The organism is Cellulosimicrobium sp. JZ28, from assembly GCF_015327065.1.
Classification (GTDB): Bacteria; Actinomycetota; Actinomycetes; order Actinomycetales; family Cellulomonadaceae; genus Cellulosimicrobium; species Cellulosimicrobium funkei.
This window is the reverse complement of the sequence record NZ_CP017660.1, coordinates 2713392-2728108: the sequence shown is the minus strand read 5'-3', so window position 1 is coordinate 2728108 and position 14717 is coordinate 2713392. Positions and strand designations below refer to the sequence as shown.

Genomic DNA, 14717 nt, shown 5'->3' with positions numbered 1-14717 from the left:
CGCACACCCGGCCGGACGCCGGGCCGCGCCCCCGATACCGAACCTGAGGAGATGACCGTGAAGCTGTTGGTGACCGGCGGGGCCGGCTTCATCGGCTCCAACTTCGTCCAGCAGACCGTGCGCGAGCGCCCCGACGCCCGCGTCGTCGTGCTCGACGCGCTGACCTACGCGGGCGACCGCGGGTCGCTCGAGCCGGTCGCGGACGCGGTCGAGCTGGTCGAGGGCAGCATCGCCGACCGTGACCTCGTCGACGGTCTCGTGCGTGACGCCGACGTCGTCGTCCACTTCGCGGCCGAGTCGCACAACGACAACTCGCTCGACGACCCGACCCCGTTCGTCGAGACCAACGTCGTCGGGACCTTCACCCTCCTCGAGGCGGTGCGACGGCACGGCGTCCGCTTCCACCACGTCTCGACCGACGAGGTCTACGGGGACCTCGAGCTCGACGACCCCGCGAAGTTCACGGCGAGCACTCCGTACAACCCGTCGAGCCCCTACTCGTCGACGAAGGCCGCGAGCGACCTCCTGGTCCGCGCGTGGGTGCGGTCGTTCGGCGTGGAGGCGACGATCTCGAACTGCTCGAACAACTACGGGCCGTACCAGCACGTGGAGAAGTTCATCCCGCGTCAGATCACGAACCTCGTGGACGGCGTGCGCCCGCGCCTCTACGGAGCAGGGAAGAACGTCCGCGACTGGATCCACGTCGAGGACCACAACACGGCGGTGTGGCGGATCATCGAGGCCGGCCGCGCGGGGGAGACGTACCTGATCGGGGCCGACGGCGAGCGGAACAACCTCGAGGTGGTCCAGGCGCTGCTCGAGATCTTCGGGCGGCCCGCGGACGACTTCGACCTCGTCGCCGACCGGCCGGGTCACGACCTGCGCTACGCGATCGACGCGACGAAGCTGCGTGAGGAGCTGGGCTGGACGCCCCGCTACACCGACTTCCGCTCCGGCCTCGAGGCCACGGTGGACTGGTACCGCGCGAACGAGCAGTGGTGGCGTCCGCGCAAGGCCGAGGTCGAGGCGAAGTACGCCGCGACCGGGCAGTGAGCGGCGAGCGCCCGCGCGTTGCTCCACGCGTCGGGGGCGGGCCGCCGGTAGCCTCGCGGTGAAGGAGGTCCGATGGCTCGATACCCAGGTGCTCACTGGATGCCGATCAAGAACAACGTCGGCGGTGTCCGGTCACGGACGCGCGCCGTCGTGCTGCACGTCGACGCCGGTGGCGCGGAGTCGCTCTACGGCTGGTTCAGCAACCCGGCGGCGCTGGCGTCGAGCCACTTCTACGTGACGTACTCGGGACGCGTCGAGCAGTACGTCGACACGGACCGCATCGCGTGGACGCAGCGTGAGGGCAATGCGAGCTGCATCGGCATCGAGACGCAGGGCCGCGGTGACGGGGCCTGGACCGCGGCGCAGCTGACCGCGCTCGCGCGCCTGGTCGTCTGGCTGTGCCAGTACTACAGCCTGCCGATCAGCGACATGAGGACGTCCCGCCCCGACGCGGTCGGGGTGGGGATGCACCGTTACGGGGTCGATCCGTGGCGGGTGGCGAACGGTGAGGTCTGGGGGCCGACGGGCAAGGTCTGTCCCGGCGAGCAGAGGGTGGCCCAGTTCGCTGGGCTGCTCGACTCCGCGCGCCGGCTGCCCCCGCCCCTTCGGGACTGGAGAGGAGACGAGATGGCGATCATCTATCGGGCAGCAGGGGAGCGGACCCCGTACGGGGTCTTCGGCCACAACGGCGGATGGGTCGAGCTGAGCTCCCGTGCCGAGTACAACAACCTGATCCAGGCGGGCGTCGCCGTCGTCTGGGTCGAGGCGTGGACGCTGAAGAACCTCATCGCGGACGCGCGCGCGAACTCCTAGGACGCCCGGCGGGCCGTCCGTGGACGGCCCGCCGGGCGGAGCCGACGTCGGGAGGCCCGACCACGGGACTCGGACCCGACACCGGACACGGCGTCGGGACGCGGTGGGTCAGGAGCCGAGGAGCGAGTCGACGAGCCGGGCGGACGATTGCTGGGCACCGCCCGCGTCGGCGCCCGCGGCGGCGGCAGCGAGCGGTGCGCGGACGGCGTCGCCCGTGGTCCCCGCGACGAGCGTCAGGTCGTCGTCCGCAGGTCGGCGCCCGTCGCCCCCGACCGGGGGCCCTTCGAGGGCGGCTCCGGTCGCGAGGGAGGCGACCGCCACCCCGGTCCCGTCGTCGCCGGACGCGGCACCGCGACCGGTGGCCCATGCGACGAAGGCCTGCGCGGCGACGGGGTCGGCCGCGTTGCGGGCGACCCCGAGGCTCCAGGTGGGGAGGTCGCAGACGACCCGCCCGTCCGGGCCCGCGGGAACGGGCAGCCGATGCAGCCCCGCCGCCACCTCGGCCCCGAGGCGCGACCGGATCGCGGGCTCGAGGTCGCCCTCGGCGACGAGCAGCGCGGCGCCGCCAGCCACGAACGCGGCGACGGCGTCGTCGGGGGCCAGCAGGGACGCCTCGCCGGCGGCGCAGTCGCGCAGCAGCTGGCCCAGGTAGGAGAACATCGCCCCGGACCCGGTCGATCCCAGCGCCGACCGCCCGTTCTCGGCCACCGCACCCCCGAAGGAGTACAGGATCGGGCTGAGCACGGACATCTCGTCGCTCACGACGACGCCGGCCCGGGTGCCCGGGGCGTGGAGCCGGTAGGCGGCCGCGTAGAGGTCGTCGAAGGTGTCGAGCCGGACGTCGCCGAGCTCGGCCAGCACGTCGTCGTGCACGAAGAGGGACGGGGCGCCGTGCGCGACCGGCACGCCGAGGCGCGACCTCTCGGCCGCGACCGCCACGAGGGGAGGGGCGTCGGGGGCCGCGTCGAGCGCCGCCGCCGTCTCCGGCCGAAGGACGCCGGCGGTCAGGAGGAGGTCCTCCTCCTCCAGGGTCCGGTACAGGAGCACGTCGGCCTCCGCCGCGCCCTGGAGCAGCAGGCCGCCCGGGGACGTGTCCACCTCGGTGAGGGACGCCGCCGTCCCGCCCGGGCCGACGAACCCGCCGACGTCGCGGCGGAGCGCGTCCGTCCACGCGTGGCGCACCGCCAGCACGCGCACGCCCGTGGTCCCGGAGGTCGTGGCCGACACCGTGCCCGTACGGGCGACGACGTCGACCGCGGCGGCCGCCAAGGCCGCTGCGACGACGAACGTCCGCCTGGTCAGTGCTGTCGCCACGTTTCCTCCCCCGTGCTGGCACGATCTGCCCACCTCGAGCACGATACCTCCCCGAGCGTTCGACGCCCCGGCGAAGCGCGGCGCCCAGGTGCTCCGGCTTGTGGGAAACTCGTCAGGCTCGCCGCGCGCCCCGGCCGCACCCACCTTCCGCCCACGAGGAGCTGAGCCGTTCCCATGAGTCGACTTCCGGACCCACGTCGCGCGGCACGATGGCTGGTCCGGGAAGACCGGTGGATGGTCGTGGTGGTGCTCGCGCTGTTCGCCGGGCTCGTCCTCGCGGGCGTCACCACGTCGTCCGCAGGGATCGGCCACCTCACGCAGGAGGGCTCGAGCGAGGACGTCAGCCAGGTCGGGACGCCGCGCGCCATCCGTTCCGACGAGTACAACGCGAACACACCGATCGACCTGTCGATCATGACGACCCATGGCGAACCTACCCTCAGCCCGCTGGGAGCCGACGCCGGTCTCGTCCAGCGGTACTCCTCGGGCGGCATCTTCTCGACGGTGACGTTCTTCGACGCCACGGTCCTCAAGGCGGCCGGGGTGCTCCCGGACGCGACGGTCTTCGCCCTGCGGTGGTGGATGCCCGTCGTGCTCCTGCTGCTGGCGCTCCCGGTGTGGTTCCAGGCGCTCGGCCACTCGCGGAGGCTCGGGTGGCTGGCGGCTTTCCTCACCGTGCTGTCGCCCGCCGTCGCCTGGTGGTCCCTGATCCCGGTGCGGTCGTTTGCCTACACGGCGGCGGGGTGCGCCCTCATGGCCTGCGCCTACCACCGCTTCGCGCGGGGCGGTCGCTTCGTGCCCGTCGTGCAGGCGGTGCTGGCCGGGGTCCTGATCGCGGGCATGCCCTCGTTCTACGTGCCCTGGTCCATCGTCCTCGGGCTGCCCCTGCTCGTCGCGACCACGCTCTGGGTCCTCACGCGGCCGGGCTCCTGGGCGCCCCGGCTCCTGACCACGGGCATCGCGGGTGGGACCGCGGTCGTCTTCGGGCTCGGCACGCTCTGGGAGTACCGCGACAGCCTGGCGGCCCTGCTCGACACCGTCTACCCGGGTGCCCGGCGGTCGGGCCCCGAGGCGCAGCCATTCTCGATGCTGTTCGGCGCCCCGGGGCTCGGCCCGCTCCAGTCGGGCGACCCCACGGGGACCAACGCGAGCGAGCTCTCGACGTCGTTCACGGTGGCTTTCGTCGTGCTCGTGGTCCTCCTCGTGGCGCAGCGGAGCCTCCGGCTGCGCGGCGTCGGTCCCGAGGTCTGGACCCTGGTGGCGTTCTCCGCCGTGTGGCTCGCCTGGGCCACCGTGTCCTTGTACGGGGCGGGCTCGCGCATCCCGATCTTCAGCAGCGTGCCCGCGCCGCGCGCCGCGCAGGTGGTCGGCATCCTCGGCGTGCTCCTCGTGTGCCTCGCGCTGTCCGGGCTGCCACGCCTGGAGCTCTCGACGGCGCTCGTCGTCGGTGCGGTCGCGGGTGCGGTCACCGTGTACGCGGTGTCGCTCCTGCGCGAGACGTTCCTTCCCCAGGCGAGCGCGCTGACCATCGTCGGTGCCGGCCTCGGTGTCGCGGTGGTCGTGGCTCTCGTCGTGCGGTTCCCGGACCGCTGGTGGGCGATCGGCGTCGCGGTGCTCCTCGCGGCGCTGCCCGTGTACCGCGCGAACCCGCTGCTCGTCGGGCTCGGCGATCTCCGCGGCTCCACCACCGCGGACTACCTGGCTGCGGAGGGGGAGCGAGCGCGGGCGGACGGGACGCTCTGGGTGAGCGACGGGAGCGTGCTCGGACCGGTCATGCTCGCCAACGGCGTCCCCTCCCTCTCGGGGCTGCAGAGGTCCGGGCCGGTCGAGGACGAGTGGCTGCGGATCGACCCCGAGCGGGAGTTCGAGGAGGCGTGGAACCGCGGCGGCGGGTACCTCGGGTTCGAGCTCGTCCCCGGTCGCGAGACGGAGGTCGCGACGGACGGGTTCGACCAGACGTGGGTGCGCACCGACCCGTGCGTGCTCGCGGACACGTTCCCCGAGCTCTCGAAGGTCGTCTCCGGCCAGGACCTCGACGTCCCGTGCCTCGAGCGCGACACGTCGATGCGCTGGGCCGGTGCCGACTTCACGGTGTACGACGTCGTGCGGGACGACGCGGCGTGAGCGACGACGCGACCACCGTCCCGCCTCGCGCCGACCGGGGCACGGTGCCCGGGGCTCTCGGGCGTCGCTCGAGCGCGCGCATCACCGCGGCCTCCGCCGCCGGGGCGCTGGCCGGCTACGTGGTGCTCGCGATCGCGGCGCGGTCCTTGACGCTCGAGGAGAACGCGCTCTTCGTGACGTTCTGGGCGGCGCTCTTCACCACGTACGGCGTGCTCACCGGGGTCGGGACCGAGACGGCCCGAGCGGTCGCCCAGGCCTCGCTCGACGCCGCACCCCGTGCCCGGGCGCCCCGGGTCGCGGTGACCGCCACGATCGTCGCCGCGACCGTCCTCGTCGTCCTGGCGGCGACCTCCGGCCTGTGGGGCGGTGCGGTGTTCGGTCCGGGCCACGTGTCCCTGGCGCTCGTGGTCGCGCTGTCGGCTTCCGCCTACGCCGTCGAGGCGTCGCTCCTGGGTGCGCTGTCGGGTCGCGGCGGCTGGGACGCCTACGCCGGGGTCATCGCACTCGAGGCGCTGGGACGCGTCGCCGTCGTAGCGGTCGTGAGCCTCTGGTTGTCCGGCGTGGTCGCGCTCGCCGCGGCGGCCGGGGCGGCGGCCGCCGCCTGGGTCCTGATGCTCGCGCTCTCCCCGGCGTCTCGTGCCGCGCTACGCGCCCGGGTCGACGCGCGGACCCGGGCGTTCCTGGGTCGCGCCGCCGTGGCGGCCGTCGCCTCGGGTGCCAGCGCCGTGCTCCTCGTCGGCTTCCCCGTGCTCACCTCGCTCACCACGTCGCCGGCCGTCTACGCGACCGCCGCGCCGCTCATGCTCGCCATCTCCCTGACCCGCGCGCCGATCATGGTGCCGCTCACGTCGTTCCAGAGCGTCATCGTGGCGCACTTCGTCCGGGAGAAGAACGGGGCGGGCCGCCTGTTCCTCCGGGTGACCGGGGCCCTCCTCCTCGCCGGGGTCGTCGGGGGAGCCCTCGCGTTCGTCGTCGGGCCGCCGCTCATGCAGGTGCTGTTCGGCGCCGACTATCGCGTGGGCGGGCTCGAGCTCGCGGCGATGACCTTCGCGTCCGCCGGGACGGCGCTCCTGACGATCAGCGGGGCGCTCTGCCAGGCGCTCAAGCGGCACGGCGTGTTCGTGGCCGGCTGGCTCGTCGCGCTCGCGGTCTCCGTCGCGGTCCTGGTGAGCGGGCTCGACATGACCACGCGGGTCGTCGCGGCGCTGCTGGTCGGCCCCTACTGCGGGCTCGTCGTGCACCTCGTCGCGCTCCGCGGCGCGCTCGTCCGGCGGCCGCGCGCGGACTGATCGAGCGGGCTACCGGAACGCGTGCCGCAGCAGCTCGCGGACGAAGCGGCCGTCCCGCGCACTGACGGCTCCCGGAAGGAGCGTCAGCGCGTGGACGCGCGAGGTGAGGTGCAGGCGCGAGGCGCGCGCGGCACGGCGCCAGCCCCGCGACGCGAGGTGCCGAGCGGTCTCGTCGAAGTAGCGGCGCTCGCCGCGGAAGCGCTCGCCGCTGCGGAAGTCGGAGGAGACGCTCTCCGCGTGCCGCCGGTAGGAGAAGACCTCGGCGGGGACGAGGGCGAGCGTCGCCCCGCGGTCGAGCAGGTCGACGATCAGGGCCAGGTCGAGGATGATCCGGTACTCGTCGCGGAAGTCGACCTGCTGGACCGTCGCGGTCCGGAAGGCCAGGGACGGCCAGTACAGCCAGTCGCCGTGCAGCAGCGAGGCGGCGAGAGGCTCTCCCGCGAACGGCCCCGTCCGCCGCTCCCACCGCGCGCGCATCAGGCCCTTGACGCGGTCGGCGAGCGGGTGGTGGGGCCGCGACGAGGCGTCGATGACCTGCACCCCGGGCTGGAGGATGTCGACGTCCGGGTACCGGCGGGCCGCCTCGAGCACCGTCGCGACGTAGTCGGGGCCGAGGACGTCGTCGGATCCCATGACGACGACGTACTCCGACGTCGCCGAGCGCACGGCGCGACGGAAGTTCTCGATGAGCCCGACGTTCTCCTCGTTGCGGCGGTAGGTCACCCGAGGGTCGTCGATCCCGCGCACGTAGTCGGCGGCCGTGGGGTCGGGGTACGCGTCGTCGATGACGAGCAGGGTCCAGTCCGGCGACGTCTGCGCGAGCACCGAGTCGACCGCCTCCTCCAGGAGCGTGGGGTCTCCCCAGTACGGGATGACGACGTCGATCTGCACGGGAGCTCCTTCGGGAGGGACGGGGACGCGCCGGTCGGCGCCCAGGCGCGACGGACCGGACCGTACCCGTTCGCGGAGCGTCCGCGCCAGCGCACCGAGGTCGATAGACTCCCCCTCATGCCTTCGCCTTCTCCACGCGGCCTGCTGCTGATCATCCCCGCGTGGAACGAGCAGGAGGCGCTTCCCGGTGTGCTCCGCGAGGTGCGGGAGGTGCTCCCGGAGGCCGACGTCGTCGTCGTGAACGACGGCTCCTCCGACCACACCGCCCTGGTCGCCGCGCGCTGCGGGGTGGAGGTCCTCGACCTTCCCGCGAACCTCGGCGTCGGCGGTGCGATGCGGGCGGGGTACAAGTTCGCCCTGCGCCGCGGGTACGAGGTCGCGGTCCAGCTCGACGCCGACGGCCAGCACGACCCGCGCGAGGTCGCGGCGCTGCTGCGCCGGATGGAGGAGACGGGCGCGGACCTCGTCATCGGGGCGCGGTTCGCGGGAGTCGGGACCTACACGGCGCGCGGGCCGCGGCGCTGGTCGATGCGCCTCCTCTCCGGGGTCCTGTCCCGGGTGACGCGCACGCGCCTGACCGACACGACCTCGGGCTTCAAGGCGAGCAACCGGCGCGCGATCCGCCTGTTCGCCTCGAACTACCCGGCCGAGTACCTCGGGGACACCGTGGAGGCGATCGTCATCGCCACCCGGGCCGGGCTGCGCATCGAGCAGCAGGGCGTCGAGATGCGGCCACGGGCCGGCGGGACGCCCTCGCACGGCCCGGTCCGCGCCGCAGCGTTCCTCCTGCGCGCCGTGGTGGCCCTCGTCGTGGCGCTCACCCGACCGACCGAACCCCTGGAGCCGGAGCCCCTCGCGTGACCGCCTACCTCTTCGCGGCCCTCGTCGCCGTCGTCCTCGTCGTCTCCATGCTCTTCCTGCTGCGACGGCGCCGGGTGAGCGAGAAGTACGCCGGCATCTGGATCGTCCTGGCGCTGGCCGTCGTGGTGCTCGTCGTCTTCCCGGGGCTGTCGTTCGCGCTGGCGCGCCTCGTCGGGGTCGCGACCCCCATCAACCTCGTGTTCGTGCTCGGGCTCGTCGTCCTGCTCCTGGTGTGCATCCAGCTGAGCGTGAGCCTCACGGCGATCGAGGACCGGAACCGCACCCTCACCGAGGAGATCGCGCTCCTGCGGCACGAGGTCGGGGAGCTGCGCGAGCGCACCGACGCGGTCGCGGGCGACCGGGCCGGCGAAGCGCCGGAGGAGGGCTGACCCGCCCCCGCGTCATGCCTGCGGAGGCCGGACCCCGAGCCCTGAGACGAACGCCGTCGCCGCCTCGAACGTCGGCAGGAGACCGGCGGACGCGGCGTCCGTGAGCGACGGCGCCGCGGCGTCCTTGGCCGACAGCTGATACTCCAGGGGCTGGCCGTCCCGGTCCTGCGTCGGCCACTCGATCGCGACGGTGCCGTCGAGCGGGTGGATGCCGTGCTCCCGTCCCGGCGCGTAGGGCGCGGAGCAGAGGTAGGTGACGACCGAGTCGTCCTCGAGGGCGAGGAAGGCGTGGCCGAGGCCCTCGGACAGGAAGACCGCGCGCCGGTCGACGTCGTCGAGGAGCACGGTCTCCCAGCGACCGAACGTCGGTGACCCGACGCGGACGTCGACGACGACGTCCAGGACGGCGCCCCGCGGGCACGTCACGTACTTCGCCTGGCTGGGCGGGACGTCGGCGAAGTGCACGCCGCGGAGCGTCCCGCGCGACGAGACCGACATGTTGGCCTGCCGGAGGTCGAGCGACCGACCGGTCGCCTCCTCGAGCTCGGTGGCCTTGAACCACTCCAGGAACACGCCACGGTCGTCGCCGTGCTGCCGGGGCGTGAGCTCCCACGCGCCGTCGATCGAGAGTGCGCGGACGTCCATCGGTTCTCCTTCTGGTGGGGGCCCGGCCACACTACCCGCCTTCGTGCGCCAGATATCCTCGCCTGCGGACGGGTCGTACCTGGCTCGGCACGGACGACGAAGGAGAGATCGATGGCGGATGGCCTCCGGTGGCTGGTGACCGGTGCGAGCGGGATGCTCGGTCAGGACGTGGTCTCCACGCTCGAGGCCGCCGGGCGCCCCGTGCGCAGCGTGGGCCGGGACGCGCTGGACGTGACCGACCCCGAGGCGTGCCGTCGGGCGGTCGCGGGGGCCGACGTCGTCGTCAACTGCGCCGCCTGGACCGCCGTCGACGACGCCGAGAAGCGCGAGCCCGCGGCCTTCGCCGTCAACGCGGTGGGTGCGGCCAACGTCGCGCGCGCCGCCCGTGAGCACGGGGCACGCGTGGTCCAGGTCTCCACCGACTACGTCTTCGCCGGCGACGCCACGGCTCCCTACGCGGAGGACGCGCCGGTGCTCCCTCTCTCCGCGTACGGCCGCACGAAGGCCGCGGGGGAGTGGGCGGTCCTCGCGGCCGACCGGCGCAACGTCGTCGTGCGCACCGCGTGGCTGTACGGCGCCGGCGGCCCGAACTTCGCCGCCACGATGGTGCGGCTCGTCCGCGAGCGCGGCGCGGTGTCCGTCGTGGACGACCAGCGGGGCCAGCCGACGTGGACGGCCGACCTGGCCGACCTGATCGTGCGGCTCGTCGACGCCGACGCCCCGGGCGGGGTGTACCACGGCACGTCGAGCGGTGCGACGACGTGGTTCGGGTTCGCGCGTGCCGCCGTCGCGTCCGCCGGGCTCGACCCGGCAGCGGTCGCGCCCACGACGAGCGCGGCGTTCGCGCGACCCGCCCCGCGGCCGTCCTGGTCGGTGCTGGGGCACGACGCGCTGCGTGCCGCCGGGGTCGAGCCGATCGGGCCCTGGGACGAGCGGTGGGCGGCGGCGGCCGCCGCGGTCGTCGGCTGACGACCGCGACGCGTCACTCGTCGAGCAGGCTCAGCAGGTAGGAGCCGTAGCCCGACTTCACGAGGGCCTGGGCCCGGGAGCGCAGGCCCTCGTCGTCGAGGAAGCCACGACGCCAGGCGACCTCTTCCGGGGAGCCGATCTTGAGCCCCTGCCGGTTCTCGATCGTGCGGACGAAGTCCGACGCCTCGAGGAGGGAGTCGAAGGTGCCCGTGTCGAGCCACGCCGTGCCCCGCGGCAGGACCTCGACCTGCAGGCGCCCCTGGCGCAGGTACTCGCGGTTGACGTCGGTGATCTCGTACTCGCCCCGCGCGGAGGGCCGCAGGCTCTTGGCGATCTCGACGACGTCGTTGTCGTAGAAGTACAGGCCGGGGACCGCGTAGCTCGACCTGGGTGCGGAGGGCTTCTCCTCGAGCGACAGCGCCTTGCCCTCGTCGTCGAACTCGACGACGCCGTAGGCGGTCGGGTCCGAGACGCGGTAGGCGAACACGGCGCCGCCGTCGATGTCGCCGAAGCGCACGAGCTGTGAGCCCAGGCCGGGGCCGTAGAAGATGTTGTCGCCGAGGACGAGGGCCACCGCGTCGTCGCCCACGAACTCCTCGCCGAGGACGAACGCCTGGGCGAGCCCGTTCGGCTCGGGCTGCACCGTGTACTCGATCGAGATGCCGAACTGCGAACCGTCGCCGAGGAGGCGGCGGAACTGGTCCGCGTCGTGCGGCGTCGTGATGACGAGCACCTCGCGGATCCCCGCGAGGATCAGCGTCGAGAGCGGGTAGTAGATCATCGGCTTGTCGTAGACCGGCACGAGCTGCTTGCTCACGCCGAGGGTGATCGGGTGCAGACGCGTCCCGGAGCCGCCGGCAAGAATGATTCCGCGCATGCCCGCGATCCTCTCACGGCCCGCGGATGCCGGTCGGGGGCGCCCGGGGCACGATGGGCCGGACGTCGTCGTCCGACCGCAGGAGAAGCCATGCTCGAGTCCCCGGCCGGAGCGCCGCGACCCTTCCGTGCCCCTTGGCGCCCGCGCCGGCTGCGGCGCGCCGTCACCGCCGTGGGGGTCGTCCTGGCGCTCGGGGCACCGATGGCCCCCGCGGCGCACGCGACCGGTACGGTGGCCCCTCACGCCGTCGAGCAGGCCGCGGCGGTGGCGTACGTGAAGAAGCCGTTCAGCCCCACGATCTACGCGGTCACGGCCACCTCGCACCGGGCGATCGGCTACGCCGAGTGGCGGGACGCCGGGTCGCCCACCCCGGGTCCGTCGCCCACCGCGTACTTCCGGTACGCGTGGTCGGCCACGCTCTACGGCGTCACCTCCTGGCCGGACGGGGCGGAGTGGGAGCGGCTGTCCTACGCGGGCTGGGTGGACGCGGGGCGTCCGGCGGCACAGCTCGCAGGCTGGATCCCCGGGAGCTCCGTGTACCGCTGGGAGACGTCGGACGAGCTCTTCCTGCGAGGGGAGGACGCGTCGATCCACAAGCTCACGTGGTCCGAGTGGAGCCTCGCCGGGCGCCCGCCCGCCACGGTCCGCGCGAACGAGGGCTTCGTCCGCCTGTCGTGGGACGGGTCCGTCGCCCGTGTGCGCGACCTGCGGTACGGGCAGGGGGCGCCGATCTCCTACTCGACCTGGCTCGCGGAGGGTGCCCCGACTCCTCGCGTCGCGCCCCGGTTCCCCGGCGACATCTTCGAGAAGGACTTCACGGGCCCCGGGATCCGGTACTCGGGGCCGACCGTCTCGCGCTACGTCTCGTTCGCAGAGTGGCAGGCCGCCGGGTCGCCCGTCCCGTACGCCGGCCGGAACGGACGCCTGGACCCGGCGACCCTCTGCGGGATCGCCTGGTCGCCGGGGGTGCTGCTGCGGTGCGACGCCGCGCGTGCGCTCGAACGTCTCAACGTCGCGTACACGCGGCAGTTCGGTCGACCGCTCGCCGTGGACTACGGGTACCGCACCTACGCGACGCAGGTGTACCTCCGGATGACGCTGGGGACCGTGGCGGCGGTCCCCGGGACGTCCAACCACGGCTGGGGTCTCGCGATCGACACCCCCGAGGGCGCCGGTCACGGGTTCGGCTCGCCGTCCTACGCGTGGTTGCGCGCCAACGCCCCGACGTACGGCTGGGTGGCGCCGCGGTGGGCCTGGGCGGACGGCTCCAACCCGGAGTACTGGCACTTCGAGTACACGGGGTGAGCGCGCCGGCGTCAGCCCGGGACGGTGGCCGCGACGACGAACTCGTTGTACGTGAAGAGGCGGCCCGCGGCGCGAGGCAGCGGGAAGGACCGTGACCCGGTCACCCGCAGGCCCAGGGCGCGGCACGTCGCGACGATCCGGTCGCCGTCGACGAAGTCCGTGTGCGAGGCGTCGCTCGCGAAGCCCCGCTCCTGCGGGCAGATGACGACGACCCGGGCTCCGGGCGCCGCGAACCGCAGGTAGCGGCGCAGGAAGGACTCCTGGCTGCCGGGCTCGAGGTGCTCGAGCACGTGGGCGAGGAGGACACCGTCGAAACCCCGGTCGAGCGGGGGCGTGCGGGACTCGAGCTCGTCGGGCAGGTATGCCTCGAGCCCTCTCGTGCGGCAGAAGTCCACGGAGCTCGGGTTGTGGTCCACACCGACGCTCCCGGGGGCGAGGTGGCGCAGGTTCCGGCCGATCCCGCACCCCACGTCGAGCGTCCGGCGCGTGCCGAGCAGGCGGCGCAGGTTCCACCGGTACGGGGCCTGCACGTCGAGCAGCCGCTTCCAGCGGGCGCCCTCGAGCTCCTCGAGCCGCTGCGCGTACTCGGGAGACGTGGTGTCCTGCACGCGACGAGGCAGGGGGCCGTCCGCCGGCTCGTCCCCGGCTGTGCTGTCAGGTTCCGGACCTGCCATGGTGCTCCTCCGGGCCTCGTGGGGTCGTGCTCGCAGGCGCACGGCGACCGCGAACCCCCCGAGCCTCGCGGGTACGGTGCCGGATGGCAACAGATGGCGGCCGGCCCGTCGACGACCTGCGGGGGTCAGGCCTCGAGCGGCACGCCGTCGACGCGCTCCGAGGCGCGCAGCGCGGCGAGGTCCCTCCCGGCTGCCTCGGGCATCAGCACGAGCGAGCCGTCCGTGGCCCAGATCCCCACCGCCGCGTGGAGGACGCCCTCGACGGTCCGGCCCTCGACCAGCCAGCGGCGCGGCGCCGTGAGCGCGTCGCCCGTGCGGGCGAGCTCCTCGACCGCCCGGGTGACGAGCTCCCCGTGGGTCTCGCGGCGACCGGCGGTCGTCGGGGACCCGGCGGCGGGCTCCGGTGCCCAGCCCACCTGGTCGCCGTACGTCATGACCGCCGAGGCGGCGTCGACCGCCCCGGCGGGGAGGGGCACGTCGAACCGGCGGGCCAGGGCCGGGAGCGCGACGGCGACCAGCTCCGACCCCGATCCCGTCCACGTCTCGGGCCGGTGGGTGACGACCACGTCCGCCTGCGCGTGCGTGGTGCCCGGGGCGATGGCATTCTCGTCGACCAGGACCACGGTGGCTCCCACGCGCCATGCAGCCAACGCCCAGACGACGGTGCGCCAATGCACGGGAAGATCGAGAACGACCTGCGTTCCGGGACCGGCGTCGAATTCCTCGACGAGCAGGTTCGTCGTCTTGTTGACCCAGTTCTCGAGCACCGCGCCGGAGAGCTCGACGCGCTCGCCGTCGTCCCCGTACCACGTGAGCCGTGGCCGACCGGGATCGCGCGTGACGAGTCGGAGCAGGTCAGCGATGTGGGTGGGACAGTCGCCGCGCGGGGCGGGGGAGCGGGGAGCGGACACCATGGACACCACCCTAGGGTGCTGATATCGACACCCGAGATGTGATGGTTTCACCCGCCGCCTCCGCGGGGCTATCACATTTCGGCTTGACGCCCGCGGATGACACGCGTGTAATTTCTTCAATGCAGTTTCCTGCCTGGTTCTCGCTCGAGGCCCGGCGAACGGCATGAAGGGGCGAGCAATGTGGAACATGCTGGACGGGACGGGCGGGGTCTTCCCCTCCGACGCTGAGCGAGAGGTGGAGCGCGTGGCACCGGTGCTGCCGCTCTTCGGTGAGCCGGTCGACGACTCGCTCATGGGGTGGCAGGAGCGTGCGCTGTGCGCCCAGACGGACCCGGAGGCCTTCTTCCCGGAGAAGGGCGGGTCCACGCGCGAGGCGAAGAAGGTCTGCACGGGCTGCGAGGTCCGGGCCGAGTGCCTGGAGTACGCGCTCGAGCACGACGAGCGCTTCGGTATCTGGGGCGGGCTCTCCGAGCGGGAGCGCCGCAAGCTCAAGCGCCGCGTCGTCTGACGACCGGGCCTCGGCCCGGCGGGCTCGTCGGCGTCGTCGGCAGGCGCCGTCGTGACGGGTGGTCGACACCCGCCACACCGGTGCGCGCAAA

15 protein-coding genes are annotated in these 14717 nt (G+C 73.5%); 9 read left to right on the top strand and 6 right to left on the bottom strand.

Going from position 1 to position 14717, the window contains the following annotated elements:
* Positions 1 to 57 precede the first annotated feature (57 nt).
* On the top strand, positions 58 to 1053 hold the full coding sequence (gene rfbB / locus BJP59_RS12345; RefSeq protein WP_031315482.1) for a dTDP-glucose 4,6-dehydratase: 996 nt from the start codon (positions 58 to 60) through the stop codon (positions 1051 to 1053).
* A 99-nt stretch (positions 1054 to 1152) separates the two neighbouring features.
* Positions 1153 to 1866 (top strand): N-acetylmuramoyl-L-alanine amidase, encoded by a 714-nt coding sequence (locus BJP59_RS12340; RefSeq protein ID WP_194521064.1) that lies wholly within the window; start codon positions 1153 to 1155, stop codon positions 1864 to 1866.
* A gap of 108 nt (positions 1867 to 1974) precedes the next feature.
* Here the strand turns inward: BJP59_RS12340 and BJP59_RS12335 are convergent, their stop codons facing one another.
* Positions 1975 to 3180: an extracellular solute-binding protein gene (locus tag BJP59_RS12335; protein WP_194521063.1), complete on the bottom strand. Its 1206-nt coding sequence runs from the start codon at positions 3178 to 3180 to the stop codon at positions 1975 to 1977.
* A gap of 234 nt (positions 3181 to 3414) precedes the next feature.
* Here BJP59_RS12335 and BJP59_RS12330 point away from each other — a divergent pair, with 234 nt between their 5' ends.
* On the top strand, positions 3415 to 5304 hold the full coding sequence (locus tag BJP59_RS12330) for a DUF7657 domain-containing protein (RefSeq protein WP_194521062.1): 1890 nt from the start codon (positions 3415 to 3417) through the stop codon (positions 5302 to 5304).
* Positions 5301 to 6593 carry a hypothetical protein gene (locus BJP59_RS12325; protein ID WP_194521061.1) on the top strand — a complete coding sequence of 431 codons (1293 nt, stop codon included), beginning with the start codon at positions 5301 to 5303 and terminating at the stop codon, positions 6591 to 6593. The genes BJP59_RS12330 and BJP59_RS12325 overlap by 4 nt, the downstream gene beginning before the upstream one ends.
* 9 nt (positions 6594 to 6602) lie before the next feature.
* On the opposite strand, the gene BJP59_RS12320 is transcribed toward BJP59_RS12325, so the two are convergent.
* Positions 6603 to 7484 (bottom strand): glycosyltransferase family 2 protein, encoded by an 882-nt coding sequence (locus BJP59_RS12320; protein ID WP_194521060.1) that lies wholly within the window; start codon positions 7482 to 7484, stop codon positions 6603 to 6605.
* Positions 7485 to 7601: 117 nt separating this feature from the next.
* Between BJP59_RS12320 and BJP59_RS12315 the strand changes: the two genes are divergently transcribed.
* Both BJP59_RS12315 and BJP59_RS12310 read left to right on the top strand, forming a co-directional pair.
* Entirely contained in the window at positions 7602 to 8345 is a 744-nt protein-coding gene (locus BJP59_RS12315; protein WP_031316230.1) for a glycosyltransferase family 2 protein, read from the top strand.
* The gene (locus BJP59_RS12310; protein ID WP_228485028.1) at positions 8342 to 8734 is read left to right on the top strand and encodes a DUF2304 domain-containing protein; all 393 of its coding nucleotides are present in this window, start codon (positions 8342 to 8344) and stop codon (positions 8732 to 8734) included. Before BJP59_RS12315 ends, BJP59_RS12310 begins: the two co-directional genes overlap by 4 nt.
* Positions 8735 to 8746: 12 nt before the next feature.
* On the opposite strand, the gene BJP59_RS12305 is transcribed toward BJP59_RS12310, so the two are convergent.
* Positions 8747 to 9379, bottom strand: coding sequence for a dTDP-4-dehydrorhamnose 3,5-epimerase family protein (locus BJP59_RS12305; RefSeq protein ID WP_194521059.1), 633 nt, complete (start codon positions 9377 to 9379; stop codon positions 8747 to 8749).
* Positions 9380 to 9490: 111 nt separating this feature from the next.
* Here BJP59_RS12305 and rfbD point away from each other — a divergent pair, with 111 nt between their 5' ends.
* Entirely contained in the window at positions 9491 to 10348 is an 858-nt protein-coding gene (gene rfbD / locus BJP59_RS12300; RefSeq protein WP_194521058.1) for a dTDP-4-dehydrorhamnose reductase, read from the top strand.
* 13 nt (positions 10349 to 10361) lie between these two features.
* On the opposite strand, the gene rfbA is transcribed toward rfbD, so the two are convergent.
* Positions 10362 to 11225, bottom strand: a complete 864-nt coding sequence (rfbA, locus tag BJP59_RS12295) for a glucose-1-phosphate thymidylyltransferase RfbA (protein ID WP_194521057.1) — start codon at positions 11223 to 11225, stop codon at positions 10362 to 10364.
* A gap of 90 nt (positions 11226 to 11315) precedes the next feature.
* On the opposite strand from rfbA, the gene BJP59_RS12290 reads away from it, so the two are divergent.
* On the top strand, positions 11316 to 12530 hold the full coding sequence (locus BJP59_RS12290) for a M15 family metallopeptidase (RefSeq protein ID WP_194521056.1): 1215 nt from the start codon (positions 11316 to 11318) through the stop codon (positions 12528 to 12530).
* Between the two features lie 11 nt (positions 12531 to 12541).
* Here the strand turns inward: BJP59_RS12290 and BJP59_RS12285 are convergent, their stop codons facing one another.
* Together BJP59_RS12285 and BJP59_RS12280 are read right to left on the bottom strand one after the other, a co-directional pair.
* Positions 12542 to 13138: a class I SAM-dependent methyltransferase gene (locus BJP59_RS12285; RefSeq protein WP_228485027.1), complete on the bottom strand. Its 597-nt coding sequence runs from the start codon at positions 13136 to 13138 to the stop codon at positions 12542 to 12544.
* Between the two features lie 191 nt (positions 13139 to 13329).
* A complete protein-coding gene (locus BJP59_RS12280; protein WP_194521054.1) occupies positions 13330 to 14118 on the bottom strand; it encodes a TIGR03089 family protein in 789 nt (262 codons plus the stop codon).
* A 178-nt stretch (positions 14119 to 14296) separates the two neighbouring features.
* Between BJP59_RS12280 and BJP59_RS12275 the strand changes: the two genes are divergently transcribed.
* The gene (locus tag BJP59_RS12275) at positions 14297 to 14626 is read left to right on the top strand and encodes a WhiB family transcriptional regulator (RefSeq protein ID WP_021482334.1); all 330 of its coding nucleotides are present in this window, start codon (positions 14297 to 14299) and stop codon (positions 14624 to 14626) included.
* Positions 14627 to 14717: the final 91 nt, after the last annotated feature.